The organism is Stieleria marina (assembly GCA_007741555.1).
In the GTDB taxonomy this organism is placed as follows: Bacteria; Planctomycetota; Planctomycetia; order Pirellulales; family Pirellulaceae; genus K23-9.
Window position 1 is genome coordinate 4,415,088 of the sequence record CP036526.1, and the last position, 19,329, is coordinate 4,434,416.

12 protein-coding genes are annotated in these 19,329 nt (G+C 55.6%); 4 read left to right on the plus strand and 8 right to left on the minus strand.

Translation table 11 applies throughout. From position 1 onward, the window contains the following. Nucleotides 1–140: 140 nt before the first annotated feature. The 5 genes from K239x_RS15805 to K239x_RS15825 all read right to left on the minus strand — a co-directional run bounded on the left by K239x_RS15805 (nucleotide 141) and on the right by K239x_RS15825 (nucleotide 5,633). Complete coding sequence (locus tag K239x_RS15805; RefSeq protein WP_145419211.1) at nucleotides 141–905, minus strand: CerR family C-terminal domain-containing protein; 765 nt, start codon at nucleotides 903–905, stop codon at nucleotides 141–143. Between the two features lie 318 nt (nucleotides 906–1,223). Beyond that, nucleotides 1,224–2,825 (minus strand): hypothetical protein, encoded by a 1,602-nt coding sequence (locus tag K239x_RS15810; protein WP_145419212.1) that lies wholly within the window; start codon nucleotides 2,823–2,825, stop codon nucleotides 1,224–1,226. Between the two features lie 380 nt (nucleotides 2,826–3,205). Further along, the gene (locus tag K239x_RS15815; protein WP_145419213.1) at nucleotides 3,206–3,715 is read right to left on the minus strand and encodes a putative molybdenum carrier protein; all 510 of its coding nucleotides are present in this window, start codon (nucleotides 3,713–3,715) and stop codon (nucleotides 3,206–3,208) included. A 13-nt stretch (nucleotides 3,716–3,728) separates the two neighbouring features. Continuing rightward, on the minus strand, nucleotides 3,729–4,529 hold the full coding sequence (locus tag K239x_RS15820; RefSeq protein WP_145419214.1) for an RluA family pseudouridine synthase: 801 nt from the start codon (nucleotides 4,527–4,529) through the stop codon (nucleotides 3,729–3,731). Between the two features lie 111 nt (nucleotides 4,530–4,640). Further along, the gene (locus K239x_RS15825) at nucleotides 4,641–5,633 is read right to left on the minus strand and encodes an LURP-one-related/scramblase family protein (protein ID WP_145419215.1); all 993 of its coding nucleotides are present in this window, start codon (nucleotides 5,631–5,633) and stop codon (nucleotides 4,641–4,643) included. Between the two features lie 163 nt (nucleotides 5,634–5,796). On the opposite strand from K239x_RS15825, the gene K239x_RS15830 reads away from it, so the two are divergent. Beyond that, complete coding sequence (locus tag K239x_RS15830; protein WP_419189018.1) at nucleotides 5,797–6,294, plus strand: GNAT family N-acetyltransferase; 498 nt, start codon at nucleotides 5,797–5,799, stop codon at nucleotides 6,292–6,294. 25 nt (nucleotides 6,295–6,319) lie between these two features. On the opposite strand, the gene K239x_RS15835 is transcribed toward K239x_RS15830, so the two are convergent. The 3 genes from K239x_RS15835 to K239x_RS15845 all read right to left on the minus strand — a co-directional run bounded on the left by K239x_RS15835 (nucleotide 6,320) and on the right by K239x_RS15845 (nucleotide 10,051). Continuing rightward, nucleotides 6,320–7,261, minus strand: a complete 942-nt coding sequence (locus tag K239x_RS15835) for a carbohydrate kinase family protein (RefSeq protein WP_145419217.1) — start codon at nucleotides 7,259–7,261, stop codon at nucleotides 6,320–6,322. 202 nt (nucleotides 7,262–7,463) lie between these two features. After that, complete coding sequence (locus K239x_RS15840; protein WP_145419218.1) at nucleotides 7,464–8,627, minus strand: PP2C family protein-serine/threonine phosphatase; 1,164 nt, start codon at nucleotides 8,625–8,627, stop codon at nucleotides 7,464–7,466. A gap of 530 nt (nucleotides 8,628–9,157) precedes the next feature. After that, nucleotides 9,158–10,051 (minus strand): ATP-binding response regulator, encoded by an 894-nt coding sequence (locus tag K239x_RS15845; protein WP_419189019.1) that lies wholly within the window; start codon nucleotides 10,049–10,051, stop codon nucleotides 9,158–9,160. Nucleotides 10,052–10,536: 485 nt separating this feature from the next. On the opposite strand from K239x_RS15845, the gene K239x_RS15850 reads away from it, so the two are divergent. The 3 genes from K239x_RS15850 to K239x_RS15860 all read left to right on the plus strand — a co-directional run bounded on the left by K239x_RS15850 (nucleotide 10,537) and on the right by K239x_RS15860 (nucleotide 19,225). Continuing rightward, nucleotides 10,537–13,911 carry a response regulator gene (locus tag K239x_RS15850; RefSeq protein ID WP_145419220.1) on the plus strand — a complete coding sequence of 1,125 codons (3,375 nt, stop codon included), beginning with the start codon at nucleotides 10,537–10,539 and terminating at the stop codon, nucleotides 13,909–13,911. A 183-nt stretch (nucleotides 13,912–14,094) separates the two neighbouring features. Continuing rightward, nucleotides 14,095–15,459, plus strand: a complete 1,365-nt coding sequence (locus K239x_RS15855) for a PHP domain-containing protein (RefSeq protein WP_419189020.1) — start codon at nucleotides 14,095–14,097, stop codon at nucleotides 15,457–15,459. Between the two features lie 358 nt (nucleotides 15,460–15,817). Continuing rightward, on the plus strand, nucleotides 15,818–19,225 hold the full coding sequence (locus K239x_RS15860) for a hypothetical protein (protein ID WP_145419221.1): 3,408 nt from the start codon (nucleotides 15,818–15,820) through the stop codon (nucleotides 19,223–19,225). The last annotated feature ends 104 nt before the right edge of the window (nucleotides 19,226–19,329 follow it).

The following is a 19,329-nucleotide window of genomic DNA, read 5'->3' on the forward strand; positions in this document are numbered from 1 at the left end:
GTCAGAACTGACTTTTGGATTGGAAAAGTACTAAACTTGTTGGGCGGCTGTCACTGCGTGTCGATTCGCGGGTGCATCAGCCGTCACGCGTGGGAGTTCGATGCGTCAGCGATTTGCCGGCGTTCCAGATCGCTTGGGTTTCAAAGATCATTGGCAACGGAGTCTTTCAATTTTTGAAATTCTTGATCGCGTGCCGCCGCGATCGTGGTGGCCGAAATGTGCTGGCAAAGTGCATCGATTCCGAAATGGTCTCGTTGCATTTGATCCGGAACCAAAATTTCGACGACGCCACGACCAATTCGGTAGTACACGCATTGCCCGACCACGCTGAGCGAAAACTGTTCGACCACATGCGGCGGAGCATCGTCGCCCAACAATTGCTTGATCGTGGATTTCAGGTGCCCATAGATCGGGCGAAAGAATTCTTCGACCATCTCGCGAAACGCCAACGTTGGTTCTTCCATTTCACGCATGATCAATTGCGACTCCCAGCCGTACTGATCACCTTTGATCATCCGCGAAAGCATGGTGTGGATCAGATGCGACAGAGCTTGCTGGGGTTCAAGCGATCGGTCCGACTCAGGCGCCGGAAAACGTTCTTCGCGCGATTGGCGGACACGATCGATGACCGCCCGGTAGAGTCCGATTTTGTCACCAAAGTGGTAGGCGACCGAGGCCACATTGACGTTGGCGGCCTGGCTGATGTCGCGGATCGTGGCGCGATGAAATCCTGACTTGGCAAAAATCGGTCCCGCCGTCAGAAGCAACCGCGTCCGCGTGTCTTGCTCCTCAGTCACCACCGGCTTCTCAGTTATTACAGGGGCAGCATGATTGCTGAGCGAATCATTGGCCGAATCGTTGATTGCGTCGTTGACCGGCTGGTCTGCACTGACTTTGGGGAACATCGATCGACTTGCGGCAGCGAGAAGGGCAGTTTCCGCGTAATTTGCGGACTAAACACGTGTTTAAACACTCGTTTAATTTACGCAAATGTCAAGTCCACGCGGCAAATTTGCAGGCAAAGCAACGTCGCAATGACGGCTTTGGGCACTTCACGCAGCGGGCTGCGAGGCCACAAAGAAAATCCGCTGTGCCCGGGCTGGGAGGGAGATGGCCAGGGCACAGCGGATTGGTGTGTCGAAAACGTCGTCTCGGAGACGCCCCCAATGGTGCCGGGAACGCAGCGGCGACGGTTTTCGATCAAAGCGGGAGTGGTCTCAGTGCTATCGGCGGGACGTCTCGCCGGCGACATCGTCCAATGAGGCTGGGACGAGATTAGGTTTCTGAGCCAATTTCGGTGGGGTGGCCAAGATTCGCGATAAAGCTGACTGAATCGACCGCGACGAACGAACGGCTTGGTCGACCCAAACGGCCAGGGTTTCGTCGGCATCAAAGCCAGCTGGGAGTTGCTTGCTGACCTGGGCTTTCTTCTCGACCTCAGCGTTTCCGTCGACCACGACTTTCGCACGAGCCAACAGTTTGGCCCCCACTTTACTGGGGCGAACAACGGCGGGTTGGGGTGGAGCCGCCGGCCAGACACGAGCAATCTGCTGGACCGCCCGTTGGGTCAGCACTTTGCGTTGGTCCACCAGGTCAACCAGTCGGCTGCCGAACACCGCTGGCTGGACCTTGGACGGAAGCGACGCGTAGTTGCCGATGACGGCCCAGGCTTGAGTCCAAGCCACGTTGATCGCCTCGGGCGCTGGTTCTGCATCCGACGCTACTTCGGCAGGCGTTTCGTCGGGAAGCCCCCGCAGTTCGCGGCGGTTGCGGACGCAGAACGGACGCTTTGCCAGTGGAAAGTGCAAACTCCACTGAACGTCTCGTGCCGCGAGGTCATACGGCATGTAGACCTCTTCAATGGAAACGATCATGGCTGAGCTACCGACCAACTGGGAAGTTGGTGGGACAGCCGGAGACACGCTCACGGATTGATTCGATTGGGTTACCAGAATGCTTCGACCATGCATTCTCAACGAATCCGTCTGTGCGTCGATCGGTTCTTCCATCGCCAAAATGGCCAACTGTTCTCGGGATGCTCCGTCGGCTACCAACTTGGGTAGCAGATCGGCGTCTCTGTGATCCCGAACAAAATCAGCTGGCTCGTTGGTTTCATTGATTCGACCTTCTTCAGCAGATGCAGGCACGCTGGCAAGTAGCGGTGACATGGCGTTGCTGAAGGGAAGATCGCTTCGTAAATCAACGAGCGGCACGAGGCTGACAGCATCTAAAACAGCAACATCGCCTTGGATGATGTTGCCGGCAACCGTGTCAGCAGCGGTTGCTTGAAGTGATTGGTCATCGGCCGTTTCGGCCAGTTGAATCAGCGAATTGTATTGAGCTTCGACGTGTTGCTGAGTGGTCGACCACCACTGTTGCAGTTCCACGATTTGGTCCACCGAATTTTCTTCATGGGTGCTGACCATGGCAAAAGGTTCGATCAGTTGTTCGACCGAGATTCCCGCTTTGGCACACGCCGACGCGGCGACCGCAGCCAATGACGATTCAAAGTTCGATGCGGTTCGCGAAACCGCATGACTGGAATGCGACGAAAGGTGCGTGCGCGGCTCGCTTGGTTCTAAATCCCGATCAGCAAATTCATTCGGCGTCAAATCGTCATCAACTTGGTAATTGCAAGTATTCGATTCGGTCCAAACACACCAGTCGTCGGCGTGATCAATCGTTTCGTACGCCCCAGTGGGAATCGGCAACGTGTCGTGGGCATGGGCTGTCAAAGGGCCGGACACGGTTGCAGCAGCTACGCCAGCAGCGATCAAACACGATAGTGCCGCTCGGCGGATTCGTCTGGTCAACGATAAATTCATCTGATCGGGATTCCTTCCTGATGGCAGTGACTGCGTCGATTGGGAGCGTAACAACGCGGAGACTAGCAGCGTTACTTCTCACGGGAGTTGAGCAGACTCGGGGGGGAGTTTGCTTTCGACTTAGTTCACATGCCTCGTGGGTTTGCGTGAAACGACAATGAGGCGGGGTTCCCACGTTTCACATCAGCCGTCGCTTGTAGCTTCCTGTCTGGCCAGCGTGGGAATATGCTAGCTATCGGCGACCTTGCGGCGTAGGCTTGCTCTTTGGATGACGAAAAGGCAAACGATTAGCGACTACCGTTCAGGTTGTGCCGCCTGGGTAATCCCAGATTAAAACGTGCCTAACGAACGATCCGATTAGGGCCTGCTACGACAGCGGATCAGCCCTGCTGCGTCAGCACTGACACTAAGAAATCCGTCGCACGTTCCATGATTCCCGGCGAAGTGCTTTCGCGAGGTCCGGCGACATTCAACGCAGCCGGCTTGTGCTGCGCAAGCCACTGTTGCGTTGCAACGATCTGTTCTTGATGCAGCGAATCGGCATCGCCGCTAAGTCGTACCAGCAAGAATGGTTTGTCCAGACGTTTGCAAGTTCGCTGAGTCAGTAACGTTCCGCCTTTGAGACGTGTTTCGTAGACAATCAGCGTCGCGTCGCTATCGATGATGTTCTGCCGCGTCCGCGTGGGATAGTCGGCCGCCGACATTTCCGTCAACTGATAACGACTGGGAACACTGCCGTCTTCGGACAAACGTCCAGCGGGGCACCAACCGCCGTGATCGATGCCCAACGCAATCGCTGCTTCCAATCCCGCGCGATCCACTCCCGTCTGCCCACCCGAAACAATCCGAGCGGGAACAAAGAGAACCGGTTGGGCAGAACGTTTGGCCACAAAAAAGAGCGTGTTAGCTGGGTGGTGGAACGGGCAAACCAAATTGGCTGCTAACAGTTTCGCGCAGCCGATCGGCTAACGGAAGGGCACCTTTGAACTGGTTCCATGATGCCGGAGCAGGCACGGAAAACTCCCGCCGATCCTTGAGCGTCGGATGATTAATTTGCAGCATCCAGCTATGCAGTGCGATGCCGTCGGGAAAAGGAAGCTTGGATCCATATTTACGATCCCCCCAAACAGCATGTCCCCGATCAGCAAATTGCACTCGAATCTGATGCTTGCGGCCGGACAACAAACGAACCGCTAAGAGCGACGCGCCTTTGGCGTGCCCCAAAACGATGTATTGCAATTCGGCTCGCTGCGAATCCGCTGGGGGCGAATCTGATGGAGCCGAATCCGCTGGCCTCGAACCAGTCCGCTCGCCGACGATTCTCATACGCCTTGCTTGGTCGTCTTTCCGCACGTGATCGACCAAAGCCACCGGGCTGTCATTCACCGGAAGTTCACCTTCGACCGCGGCCAAGTAAATCTTGGACGCCCGTGTGACGCTCCGTTTACCAGCGGCCCCGCCAAATTGAGGCGACAATCGCGACGCGGCCTTGCTGGTCCGCGCCAACACCAATACTCCGCTTGTCATCGTGTCCAACCGGCTGACGATGCCGATGAAGACCTTGCCGGGTTTGTTGTATTTGTCCCGCACGTAGTCGGCTGCCAGCGAGTGCATCGATTCGCCTGACAGGCTGCCCATGGTGGCAATGCCAGCGGGTTTGTTGACGACCAGCAGATGATTGTCTTCGTAAAGAACGCGAAACATGAAGCGGTAGAGCAAGGACGGAGACAAAGCGGAACACTTGGCGTGACCAGCGACGGGGTCGCGAACTGCAGGATTCTAAATCGCCGCACACGCCCATGTCGCTGCAAGAGTCTATGCTGCTGCGCGTCCATTGTGACGTAGCCTAAGCTCTTCGTCATGCAACAAATTGCGGTGACTTTCGCCACAACACGCTGCTTCGGTGCGTTTTTTGATACTCCGCCGCATCGCCTTGTGATATCCGACGGAGGTGGCGAAAAGAGTCAGCAGATCCACAAACTGCGTGTTTTCTGCCAAGGGATGCTCGTCGACTTCGACGTAGCTGTCGTACCCAAAGCTAAACAGCCGCCCGTCGATTTCGCCAATGGTTTCGCCGTTCACTTCGACATCAAAGTCCGCTCCGATCGAAAACCACTGGCGTTTGATCATGACGTTCCACATCTGTTCGTCGTCATAAAACCCACTGGTGTAGATGGCGGGAATGCGAAACGTTCGGTGGTTTTGCTGCACGTAGGTCACGAAACTAGTGCGTGGCAAATTCACCGCCATGGTAATCAGAGTGCGGGCCGACCCCATGGAATTTTGAACCTCCATGGCCGTCACTTCTTCGATCGTGCCGACCCAGCGGACGCGTGTTCCGGTGGTCTTGAACAGCTTCAGCACCAATCGTCTGGTTTCGATCTCATTGCATTTCAATTGCATGATTTCGTCGGCGGCGAGCTCTTCATCCAAACGCTCGGTCTGCTTTTTCGTTAGCCGACCGTGTTTCTTGATGCTCTGTTTGACTTCGCGGCGACGCTTGTCCTGCATCGCACCCAGCGCACAATCAAGCTCTTCATCGTCCGGTTTCCAGACGTCGGTGCGAACGCCAACCAAATGAGTCTTTTCCCAATCACCTGACTCTTGGTCCAATTCCGAAACGGTGCCAACACAGTCCATGTGAGTGGTGAAGTGATTGGTATCAGCGGTTTTCAGCTTTTGTAAAAATTCGACGTTACTGGGGTGCATCCCGGGCATCGCCCACATGTCAACGTAACGCCGGACGCTATCGTATTCTTGCTGGTCCACTTTGCGCTGGTCCACTTTGCGATTGCTTGGTCGATTCATCAGTAACGACTGTGTAAGCCAAATGGTTCAATAACAAACTAAGCCGTTTGCTAACATGGCAAAACAACCAGAGCCAACCCTTCGTTGCTATCATTGCGACGCAGGTCGGGCGCCGACTCAGGGCAATTTCATTCCATTCCGACGGACACGGCCAGAACTTGCCATGACAAAACCTGACGGTACCGGCCTAAACATTGTGTTGGCGACCGACCACGACGCAGACGGATGCTTGGAAGTGAAGCGGTGGCTGCGTGAGTACAACAAGGACGCCAATCCGGAGTGGATGACTCTGCTGAGGGATGAACAGCAATCACCTGCACCGCTTAATTTGATCGCTCGGCCGATTGACGAAAGCGCAGGTGAATTTGCTGCCAAGGTTGTTGGCGGATTGATCGCAACAACTCAGCGACACTGGCTGCGGATTGACATCATGGCCATCTCACCAGCTCATCGACGGCAGGGAATCGGGAAAAAACTGCTTCTTCAGGCCGAGAGCATTGCGACCAGCCGTGGCTGCCAACACAGCTTTGTCGACACCATGTCTCATCAGAGCCCGGATTTTTATCGCCGCTGCGGATACACCCAAGTAGGTGAACTGCCCGACTGGGACTCTAACGGTGGTTCCAAGTATTTCCTGATCAAAAAACTTGCTGACACCTGAGCGGCCTCGCTGCTAGCGTGGATTTCTACTGAACAAACTTGACGTAATGCTGTTTGTCATTCGTCGTCGCGCCCTTCAGCGTGCAAGCGTTGGCTGCGAACCGCGATGCAAAAGGCAGTGTCTTGTCCAAAGCCCAATCGTGAACCAGCCCATAGATGGTTGCCGCGACAAAGGCATCTCCGGCGCCAACCGTGTCTTGAATCCCACCGGGCGGATTGGTTGGCTTAACGGACCAGAACGCACCGTCGCCGGTTACCGCACAGGCTCCGCGGTGACCGAGCGTGACAAAGTAAGCACCGGTCGGCGTGTCCTTGGCAAAACGATTTCGAACGACCTGAACGGCTTGCGAAATCTCACTTTCACTGGGCTCCTCATGCGACCACGACTGGTCAGACAAGTACGCCAGCTCGTCTTCGCTCAGTTTAACCCATTTCGCACCCGCAATTAGCTGCCCCGCCCATTGAACGTCAAACCAAGGCTGCCGAATGTTGACATCCAAAAAACAAGGCAGCCCGGTTGTCTGCATCAGTTTAAGCGTCGTGTCCCGATTTGCGTCGTGTCGCAGAGCCAGCGATCCGGTGTAAATCAACGAATGCGTCTGATCGGAAACGGCAAAGCCAGGGCGATCGATGGCATCAAACGCTTGATCATCCAGGATCTGATACGAAGGCTGACCGTCGGCGATCGTTACCTGCACTTGGCCGGTCGAATGATCAGTGGAGACCTGCACGCCCTCGGTCGCCATGCCCCACTGACGCATCTGGTCCAGCACCTCGTCGCCTTCGTCGTCTTTTCCCACGCACGATAAAAACGTTGGGGCAAGTCCCAGGCCCTGCAAATTCCATGCAACGTTGAACGGCGCGCCCCCCAGCACGCGGCTTTCATCGGGAAAGTGATCGAAAAGGACTTCACCAATGACGAGGGGGCTTCGCGCAGGCGCGGGTTGCTGGGGTTGTGGCTGGGGCATAGATCGATGGAGTCAGAGGTGCAATTCAGGCGGTAGAAACGTCGGCGGTTCGGCCAAAGCAGGACGCCCAAAAATGGTAAGGCGGTGGACAAGTCCCAACTAAAGCAAAGAATCGGACCTAATTCCAGACCACACGACCGCTTCCCGCGGCAACCGCACCAACGCTGCCACATTAAGTCCCTGTCAGACGCCCTAGGACTGCCTAAGCCTGATCGTCTTCCATCGATTCGATTGTCGACTCCGAAAGCGTAAACTCCGTCTCGTAAGCCAACAAATCGATATCGTCGGTCATCTGTTCGTCGCTGATCCCAAACTCATGGCTGTCGGAATCAAACGTTTCCGAATCAATGAAGCGAGCGACGATGGCCGTGATATTGTCTTTGCCACCCATTTCATTGGCGACACGGACGAGCGACTGACACGCAGCACGCGCCGAAGTCGAGTTGCAAATGATTTCGTTGATCAGTTCATCGCTGACGTGGTTGGTCAGCCCGTCGCTGCAAACGAGCAACGTGTCACCGATTTGCAATTCATGCGTCGAAACATCGGGTTCGACCGTGCGGTTGTTGCCGCCCACGACGTTCCAAAGGCAGTTGGCGAATTGCGACCTAACGGCATCTTCCTTTGTCATCTCGCCCGCATCCACCATCGCTTGCGCGTACGTGTGGTCGCGAGTCAGCTGCACCAATTCTCTGTCGCGGCAAACATAGCAGCGACTGTCGCCGACATGAGCGATATGCAACATCGGCCAGTTCAACAGCGTCGCCGTCAGGGTTGTGCCCATGCCTCGACGACTGGGAATCCAGGCGGCTTCGTCGATAATCGATTTTTGGCAATGGCTAACCGCTGACACCAGGCCGTCGTTCAAGTCTTCTTGAAATGTGTGAGTTGGTTTTTTCAGTTGGGCTGGCGACAGGGGATCCCAGGCAAGGTTCTCGACGACATAGCGAAGCATTCGTTCGGCCGCCAACTTGCTCGCTCGCTGTCCTTCGGCGTGTCCACCCATGCCGTCGGCGACCAACATCATTTTCGCACGAGACTTATCGCTGATCGCTTCACAGCCTAAACTTCGTCGCGTTGCGGTCCACAACTTGGACGACTTGGCCAGATCAGCCACCATGAACTGGTCTTCATTATTGCGGCGTTTGCGGCCCAAATCGGAGATCGCATAGCAGTCCATTTTGCCAAGCCCGGGGCGACGGACCTGTGCACGTTGGAAGTTTAAGTGCTGGGCATCCACACGAAACACGTCGGCATTTTCGTCCTCAGCGCTCGATTTCTTTCCGTTCTCGACGCCCCCATCACGGACTTCGACCCTTGGGGATTGAGATGCTTCTTTCATCGAAAGCGGCTTCATCTTACTCATGTTGCCCTCTCGGCAGTGCCCTGCCTGAGTTCGGATCAAAACGGAGCCTCAATTTCCACCAACAAAACAATCGACCAAAACAATCGGTTCAAAAGAAATGAATCCGGCGGTCACAGCAACGCAGATCTCTCACTGCGTTTACTTCGTGTCAGTGGCTGAGCGTCTGATTAACAATAGAACGGGTTTTTTGACAGGTTTAAAGAGTTGTTTTGTGATAGACAGCAAAATGTTCATAAAACTAGTGTCGCCACCACAACAACAGGGGAACTTTCCCCACAGCGTCACACAACGTGCGAACGCGACGCGTGCACAGGCATCCACCCCGGCGTGAGCGCATTTGTCGACTCAGCGCAGCGTCTAAGAACTCACGCGGCAGTTAGTAACTCAGTGCAGCGGTTAATAACTGGTAAATAACTCAGTGCAGCGGTTTCACTTCGATGGAGCGGAGCAGTTGGCCAGACGATTTGGAACCGAACCGCTTCCTTATCCGCAAACACAAAACAGACCCACACACCGCGTGGATTGGCCGTTCACACGCGTCGTTTGACCATAGTGATTTCGTTGCCTTTGTCATTGAAATGGACATCGTCCATCAGCGATTTCATCAACACATAGCCACGACCCCGCCCAGAATCCAACCGGTCTTTGGTGTCGTCGTTGGGTAGAATCGACAAATCAAATCCGGGACCATCATCGCGAATCACACAGGTCGCTTGCTGCGGCGAAATCGCGACTTTCACCGACACGCGGCGATCGCAATAGTCGCTCTGGGCCGCCCGCTGTTCGATCATCGTCGGCTCGCCTTGCACGTACAGGTCGTCTTCGGTTTCCAGCGCTTCGGTGGTTAATTCCAGATTGCCGTGCAAAATCGCATTTCGCATCGCATGATCAACCGCTACGCCCACTCGGACGCTCTCCGCATCGTCACATAGTCCGACGCCCAGACACATTTGCTTGACCAGATCCACCAACGGCCGAATCAATTCGATCTTGTTGTCAATGCAAAACTGAAACTCGCTGTGCTCCATCTTGCTCAGAAGTTCGCCGTAGCTGTCGGCAGTCTCCATCACGTCGAGCACTTCGTCGATCGTCTGAAACAGTTTTTCGTCCAACAGCGATTTGGGCAAATACGCCGCCGCACCTAGATTGAGCGCTTCGACCGCGGTTTCGTCGCTGCCTTTGGCCGTGATCAGGATGATCGGAATCGCCGGGTATTCGTCGGTCGCTTTGGTGACCAGATCCAAGCCATCCATGACGGGCATTTCCATGTCGGTCAGCAACAAATGCGGCCAAAACTTTGGAATCTGCTCCAGTGCCTGCTGGCCGTCATTGGCCAACAAAACCTCGTATCCTTCGTCCACCAATTTTGTCTGGATTTGAAACGCTTGTGTCGGGCTGTCTTCAGCAATCAAAATTCGTGTCATCAAAATTCCCCCGCAGGAATGGTCCGCCTGGAAGCACAGAAGCAGAAAAAAACGCCGCAGCAGCAAGCAACCGCCCATGCATTGCCGACGGCGTTTATCATAGCTCTCCGGGCTTTCGCAATGTTGCATCAACTCAGGAGTGCGAACACATGCGGGACCAAGACGTTCGGAAAGCACCGACTGGGAAACCTCTAATGGCGTGCGTTCCGGCTTTTTGCATCAACCGGGTTGGATAATTGGTCCCCGGACACACGTTCTGTTGGCTGCTCTCGTATCATTGCTTGATGCGATTGTCGTCACCCCAACGCAGCATTGGCCCATCACAGCACTGTCCTTCCAACACCAATTGCCGCCAACGACCGCAGACCAACCATTGGCGCGCCCCCCAACCCCGCGACACGATCACTGCGTCCTAAGCCCCGCGACACGCTCCCTCCGTTCACTCACTTAGCAAATCACTCGGGGAAAAACCGAAAACACACCGCATGCGTTTTTCCCTTCAAACCAAACTTGCTATTTTCGTCGCGATTGCCGTCATTGCGACCGCGACGATCACGAATTGGATTGGATTCCAGTTTGCTCGCCGAAGCCTGACCGGTCAGATCCAGCAGCGACTGAGCACGGTGGCGCACGACCGCGAGCGTCGCTTGATTGCGTACGCGACCGAACAAAAACAGCGGGTAGCCTTATTGGCCAGTCGCACACGCCTGCGTCGCTACTTGGCTGACCACTTGGATGGCAAAGAACCGGACGCGTCGTTTCGAGCGGGAGTGGAACGGATCATCGGGGATGCCGTTTCCAGCACTCCCGAGATCCAGGCCATCTGGGTGACCGATACCGACGGACGGGTGGTCGCGACGACCGATCCAACGCAGTTCGGACGCGATTACTCCGGCCAGCCCGACTACCTGCAAGGAACCCAAGGTGCTCACTTCGCGACTCCCACTCGCGACGAAGCGGATGACGCGAGCGACAAAGCAACAACGGCGGCGCCGCAATTTCGTTCGCTGCTAACCGTGCCGGCCGCGACCAATCAAGATCGCTTTTTAGGCGTGATCATGATTTCGATGGACGTCGCTCCACTGGTCGAAATTTTGAATGACAAAACGGGACTGGGCACGACCGGCAAAGTCATCGTGGCCCGCCGCGACGGCAAACGATTCGTGCAGATGCTGCCCGTTCGCAAATCCGATCGGGAAAACCAGTTCGTCGACTACGCTCCCATCCCCGCAATGAAATTGGCCATCGAAGGACTCAAGGGGCAAGACACGAGCTGCCTGGCCAGCGACCGTCGCAAAGAAGTCTTGGTCGCCTGGCAGCCCATTGAACTGCAGCCCAAAGAGTTTGCGCAGTGGGGCATGGTCGTCAAAATGGACGCCGACGAAGCTCTCGCTCCCATCGCACGACTCGGCCGCCTGCAATGGTTCCTGGAAATCGCTTTGCTGGCACTAGGAACCTTGGGCGGATTCCTATTGGCCAAACGGTTTGTGCGACCGATCTCGCGAATCGCGTCGACTGCCGACCGCATCGCTTCGGGTGACCGCTACGCGCGAGTCAAAGTGCGTTCGGGCGATCTCCGGCGTCAGGACGAACTGGGCAAACTGGCCACCGCGTTCAATCACATGACCGATGAACTGGTCACCGTGCAAGAAACGTTGGAACAACGAGTCGAAGAGCGAACGCGTGAGTTGGCTGATTCCAATGCGTTTCTGGAACGTGCACGCGCCGACGCCGAGACAGCCAACCGAACCAAAAGCGACTTTCTGGCCAACATGAGTCACGAGATACGGACTCCGATGAATGGCGTCATCGGCATGTCAGAGCTGCTGGAGGATACGCCGCTAACAACGGAGCAACGCGAGTACCTGGGAATGGTTCGCGGGTCAGCTGATTCGCTGCTGCGCATTTTGAACGACATCTTGGATTTTTCAAAAATCGAAGCTGGCAAACTGGAATTGGAAACAATCCCGTTCAATTTGCGTGATGCCGTCGAAAAAACAACTCGCTCGCTTGGCATCCGAGCGGCCCAGAAAGAAGTCGAACTGGCTTGCCGTGTCGCTGCGGACGTTCCGCGGATCGTCATCGGTGATCCAGGAAGACTACGTCAGATCGTCGTCAATCTGGTCGGGAACGCGATGAAGTTTACTGCCGAGGGCGAAATCGTCGTTGCGGTCGAACTGGCCGATGCGGACGCCGGACCGAGTACTCCTCTGAGCAGCGACGACACGAACGAATTGGCTGCAAGTGATTTAGAGGACGGCGAAGTCGTGCAGATTCATGTCAGCGTCAGCGACACCGGCATTGGGATTCCGGCCGAGAAACAAGCGACAATTTTTGAGTCGTTTTCGCAAGCCGATGCATCGACGACGCGTCAATTTGGCGGCACCGGATTAGGGCTTACCATTTCCAGTCAGTTGGTCCGTTTGATGGGCGGAAGCATGTGGGTCGACAGCCAAGTCGGTAAAGGCACGACTTTCCATTTCACAATGCGTTTGCAGCTTGCCGGCGAAGACAGCGACACGACGGCGGGCGATTGCCACAGCCAAGGTGTCGACGAACTGCGAGGCACGCGGGTCTTGATCGTCGATGACAACGAAACCAATCGCACGATCTTGCGAGACATCCTGCTGGGCTGGCAATTCAAACCGACGTGCGTCGCACGCGCCGACGATGCGATCGAAGAGCTCCGTCTCGCTGCTCAGCAGAACGCTCCGTATTTGCTGCTGATCACCGATTGCATGATGCCCGGTACAGATGGTTTTTCGTTGTCCGAACAAGTGCTTGCCGATGCGGCGGTTCGCGATATCCAGATCATCATGATCTCTTCGGCAGCGCGAAGCGGCGATTCGCAGCGTTGTCGTGACATGGGCATCGCTCGTTACATGACCAAGCCCGTCGTGCAGTCGGATTTGCACGAAGTCATCGTGGATGTGATGAGCCAAGCGGCGCGAAAACACTCCGGCGGCACCCCGGCCCCAGCCAAGCCCCAACCGTCGTCATCGCCGCTGAACCTGCTATTGGCAGAAGACGGAATTGTGAACCAGAAAGTCGCTTCCGGTTTGCTGGAACGTCTAGCGCACCGTGTGACAGTCGTCGAAAATGGCGAGCTCGCCGTACAAGCTTGGCAGGACGGGAATTTCGATGCGATTTTGATGGATTGGCAAATGCCCGTCCTCGACGGCAACGAAGCGACCCGCGAAATACGAAAACTGGAAACTGGCACGGATAAACACATCCCCATCATCGCTATGACCGCCGCCGCAATGAAAGGCGATCGCGAGCGATGCTTGGAAGCGGGGATGGACGACTACCTCAGCAAACCGATCGATCCCAAACATCTAGCGGAGTTGCTTTCGACGATCCAGTCGAACCAACCGATCAGCGACGCGGGCCCCGCACCAGCCACGGAGACGCCCGCCAAAGATGTACCAGCTAAAGATTCACCCGCTGGAAATTCACCACTCGCAACCAACGATCACGACGCCAGCAACCGTTTGGACGATGCGATCGCGTTCCAAATCATTGACGTCGAATTTGCACGCGAGGGCATGGGCGGTTGTGATGACGCGATGCTTGTTCGCTTGGCCAAAATCCTGATGGAAGAAGCGCCGCAACGGATGAATGAAATCCAACAGGGCCTCGCTAGCGACGAGGCGGAATTGGTGGTCCGCGGCGCTCACACGCTCAAAGGCGCTGCCAGCAGTTTCAAAGCCGAAGACGTGGTTCAGTTTGCCGAAGAGATCGAGCGAATGGCAAGGTCCGAAAAACTAGCTCCCGTGACTAGCTTGATCGATCCGTTGCAGGCAGAAGTCAAACTGCTGGAACAAGAACTCCAGCGTTTTATCAACCAACACGGTTGATCCGCTCGCGGCTTGCCGTCCCCAAAAGGCGACCGTGGAAACGCTTTGGCGTGCCGTCCGCATTTCTTCTTTGATCAGCCCCGTCGCATCGACCATTCAGCCCCGTCGCCTCGACCATGACAGTAAACTATTCGGCTCCTACCGAAGTCCATCTACCAATCCCCCTCGACCAAACTCCCGCCGATGAAATCCCTCCCGATGCCAGCACTGCTTGAATCTGCACTCCAGCGCAGCGTTCCCGCCCGCGGACTCCAATGCCTCGCCCTCAGTCTCGCGACCCTGCTGGGCTCCGTTGCGCCAACCGCCCAAGCTCAGGTCGCCCAAGCTCAGAATGAACCCACCCGCGAGATCTCCTACGACTCGGAAGTTCGTTGGTACAAAGGCAACCTGCACACACACTCGCTCTGGTCCGACGGTGATGATTTCCCGGAAATGATTTCGGACTGGTACGCCAAACGCGACTACCACTTCTTGGCTCTCACCGACCACAATCTGCTCAGCGAAGGCGACCGATGGATGCCGCTTAGCAAAATTGTGGCCCGATCCGACGACGGAATCTTGGATCGTTACCGTCAACGATTCGGCAACAGTTGGGTCCAGACACGTGGCGAAGAGGACGATGCCAAAATCGAAGTCCGGCTAAAACCATTGGCGGAATTTCGTTCGCTGATCGAAAAACGCGGCGAATTCATTTTGATTCCCGCCGAAGAAATCAGCGACAAGTTCGAAAAGAAACCGATTCACATCAATGCGACGAACTTGGCGGAGAAGATCGAACCGCAGCACGGAGATTCGGTACGCGACACGATCCAGAACAATCTGCGTGCAATCGTCGAACACCAAAAGAAACACGGCCGCGAAGTCTTGCCGCATATCAACCACCCCAATTTTGGCTACGCGATCACTGCTGAAGACATCGCTGCGATTTCGGCCGAGCGATTCTTTGAAGTCTACAACGGCCACCCCGGTGTCAATCATCTGGGCGACGACAAACACGTCAGCATCGAAACCATGTGGGACCAAATCAACGCGATCCGCCGCGCGGATTTGAACATTCCCCCAATCATGGGTTTGGCGACCGATGATTCGCACGAATACCATGGCAGAAAGGGTTCGCGACCGGGACGCGGCTGGGTGATGGTCCGCAGCCGATACTTGACCCCCGAACACATCATTCAAGCCATGAAACGAGGCGACTTCTACGCGTCCAGCGGAGTCACCCTGTCGGACGTGCAGTTTGACGCTGAAACCAAAACGCTCCGCGTCGAAATCCAAAGCGACGGTGACGCGACGTTCACGACTCAGTTTATCGGTACCACGCAGCATCACGACGACCAAGGGGATACCGAAGCGGATTCCGAATCTGACGGCAGCCATACGCACATTGGTGTCGTGCTAAGCACCGTCCAAGGAACCGCGGCCAGCTACCAACTGACCGGCGACGAACTGTACATCCGAGCGACGATCACCAGTAGCAAACCGCACCACGACCCTTCGTTCGCCGATCAAAAACAACAAGCCTGGACCCAGCCCGTCGGCTGGAAATAGCCGATTCGCACGCGGCCCCAGAGTAACAGACGCAGTATCAGTGCTGCGGCAAAGCGAGCGTTGATGATCGGCCCTATCAGCCGTTGGAACGCTAGCCCGCGATTGCTAAATGAAAACCACGCACCGCATAGTAACCGCGGCCACCGCCAAAACGGCTAGTATCCAAACCTGACACTTCGGGCAGTACCATTTTCGAACGACCAGTTCTTCGGGCGTTTTCGTTAATCTTCGGGCGTTTTCGTTAACATGGCGATCCGTGTCACCGCATAACTCCCGAAAATGTTTCTAGATTCGCACCGGGGCAATCCAGTTGTTTCGCATTCCACGTCATTTGGTTCTGCAAGTCCTGCCTGTAGCCGTGGTTATGATCTTGGCCACGATCCCGCGGCTAATCGATTTTGCGTCTTGGCATTGGCGGGCCAACGAAGAATTTGGCACGTCGCTTACTTGGGCGGCATTTGCGTTGATCAGTGTTTGGCTATGGCTGCAGTGGCCGCGGCGATGGTCGGCGTACACGGTCGCCATCAGTGCTGCCGTCATCTTGTCAATTCGACCTGCTGCGGAAATGCTTGCCAGTGGCTATTGGGGCGGTACCCTACCGAAAGTGTTCCGGGAATTTGCAGGAGTTGTTGCTTGCTCGTCTTGCGTCGCGATCGCAGCCAGAATTGCAATTCGTTGGCGACTGGTGGATTACGGTTCAGAGTCGGTCAACACCGACCTGACCGCTCGATCCAAAGTCAGTGACCTGCTGATCGCCAGCCTTTCCGCAGCCGTCGCATTCGCGGTGTTTCGGCAAGACGTCGTTCGTTTTTACGGTGGCCCCAGATCCGCGATCGACGCGGTCGTCACAGGCGGCGTGACGGCCACGTTGACCATCCTTTCGTTGCGTGTCCTGTCGTATCGTTACTGGGGCGTGGGAGCGTTGTTGTCATTGCCGTTGCTAACGGTCAATGCCATCGTCCTGAGCTTTTCAATCGGATTGCCGCGCATCCTAAGACGCAGCGTCCAGAACGAAAGCTTTTCCGGAGACCAGATCGTCGAAGCCATCGTTTACGATTTAGCTCACGGAGTCGTGATCGCGTCGTGCATCCTGGCGTTTGTCTGGCTACTGCGTGCCACGCGAATCAATTTAAACGTTCGCAACCGGCGGCTTTCTGCTGACGTTTCGCCTTGGGTAAAACGCACGGTGCGGGCTTTCGTCCTGGCGATCGTACTCTGCTGCCAGTTGCCGTATCTATTCGGTTCCTACGGTATCCAAGACGCCAGCGACCGGTTTGCTTACGGAGAATGTGGTTGGCCGTTTCGTTACGAATCCTGGGAACAGGACTACGCCGCCGCGTCCGTCGTGACGCTGAACTGGAACTGGACACCGCTGCTAAGCAATTTATTGATTGGATCTCTGGTCGCTGCGATCATCACATTGGTTTTGCCAAGTTTGCTGACGGCGTGTTTCCAATCCCGAGTGATCGAATCACCTGCACCTGCAGATGCAGATGCAGATGCAGCCAAGTGCAAGACACAATCAACGCGAGCGGTGTGGCAATCGATTCGCTCTCATTTACGACCTCGGCACGGCGTCGCGATCATCACGTTGCTATTGGGCATCGTTGGCTACGGCGTCTTTCATTGCTACGCTCGCTTGAAAGCGGAATCGCTTCTTTGCGACAGGCTTCGCGAATCTTCCGAGCTAGTGATTTCGGGAGCCAATCTGGAGGGGATTTCGACAGAGTCTGCCGAATCGGACAGTGCATTGATCTCGGCAAACGGGTATCGTTTCGCGTCGCTGAGCTGCAACCAAGAGAGAATCAGTCTGCCGCTGTTCGATCGCCAAATGATTGGCATCGTCCGGTACATCATGGGAGACGAATCGGTACCGGAGTTCTACGGTATCGCAAAAATTCGAGTCCGATCGCCCAGCCAGACGTTGCTCAATGACATTTGTCGACTGCCGTGGCTAAGGCAGCTGAACATTGATTCGGCGGCTATCACCGATGAACAAGCACGTGCCTTGGCGGATCGCGGGCGGCTGGGCACGCTACGGAGCAGACGCTCTGAGTTGCCGCAGAAGGGGTTTGGCAGAGTCTTGGCCTTGCCTACTTTGAGAACGCTTAACATCGACGCGAAACTGCCCGCTTCATTCGATGTGTCTCAAATGAATGAGCACGTTGACGCCATGAGTTTCAAACTAGACGGCCACAAGAAGTCGTTTGCGTTTCCGCCGTCATTAACAATGCTGAACGTGGACGCATGCGATCTCAAGCAGCCGTTCCAGCTCAGCGACCTCAGCTGTCTTCTATCCGTTCGAGTGACCAACATCCCCGACGGTGGTGACGTCACCATCTCTGGCTGCCGACAGCTGGAGGCAGTTAAAATCACAGCGTCCCAAGGTCTGGTGATTGCCAAAGTGACTGACACGCCTGATTTGCGATTCATCGATCTTACTGCATGGATGCAATCTGACGGACCAACGCCCGCGTGTGACGTCGACCTGTCACTGCAACAGTGTCACAACAACCTATCAATTGGACTTCTTGGTTGCGGCGTTTCTCGCCTCAAGTTACCTCGCAAACCGCTAGCGATTGACTTGGCAATGACGGAAGTCAACGGATTGCTTCCATCGGAAAAACCAAACGAAAAAAGTGATTGGAACGGGCGGCAGTTGGCTCAGTTTCCGGACGATTGTCTCAACATTCTAATGGTTGACGGAGGCCAAATCGGAAGCGAAGCGTCAGGGCATCTTGCGCGGCAAACGGAATTGGTCGACTTGATCGCCGACTGCTCGATTTCAGCGGACGCGTTTGACGAAGTGACCGGTTGGCAGCTTTCGGGTCTCTCGGCGTCCCATTGGCGGCCGGACGACAAAGCCTTCGCTCATTTCGTGAACGTCTCGCCTCAATTGGTGACGCTTTCGGCCGACGGAGGCCGACTGACTCAAATTGATTTGCGGCCACTGGCTGAACTGCGAAGTCTATACGTCGTTGAACTTGATGAGCTAGAAACGCTGCGCTGCGGGAATGGACCGTTGCGTAACATCGAACTTTCGTCAGACGACGGAGCACGCTTTCCTAACAACAGCGAGCCCTCTTTGAGAATCGACGCGGCGTGTGTTGATCGTCCGATGCTCTCGGGCCTATTTGCGAACCACCTGGCAAAGTCGGTGGACTCGTCGCAGATCGAACTTCGCGAAGTCAACTTGGCCACCCAAGATTGGGACGGTCTAGACTTTGGAGACTGCAGCGAACTGCTGGTGACAAGCCCGACCGTCACGATCGCCAACGTGAAAAGCTGGCGGTTCGGTGGCAAACAAGAAATGGATCAGTTGCCAGCCTTTACTCTCAACAGCGGGATCGCTGTGGACGCTGATTTGCTGACTCATATCGGTCTGCACGCCCCGCCGTATTTCTGGCTGTTGGAACTCAATCAGATCGATCACGCTGTTCAGCCAAGCGACCGCGAGTATCAATACCGCGGCCATGCGACCGACCTTGGCGAGACCTTCGTGTCGCTGCGCGGTCAGCGAATCACCGCCGAAATGGTCAGAACGCTCAACGAACACTTCTCCGTCGCTGAACTGGATTTGACCGGTTGCCAGATCGACACAGACGCCATCGGGGAGCTATTCAGTGCCAGCGGCAAAGGAGTCGTGCGACTCGATGGCGCCGACTACGACGCTGCCCAGCTTGACGCCCTGCTGGCCAAAAGACCGGGCGTCAGCGTGTTTGACAAAGAGGCGTTCAACAAGCATCTGCAGATATTTTCGTATTGATACTGCAGAGCCTGTTTCACCTGCGATTCCCGGTGAGAGTTAAATCCGATACGTTAGCCCCGGCGGTTCACTCACTTAGCGATGTTATTTGACAGGATGAGAAT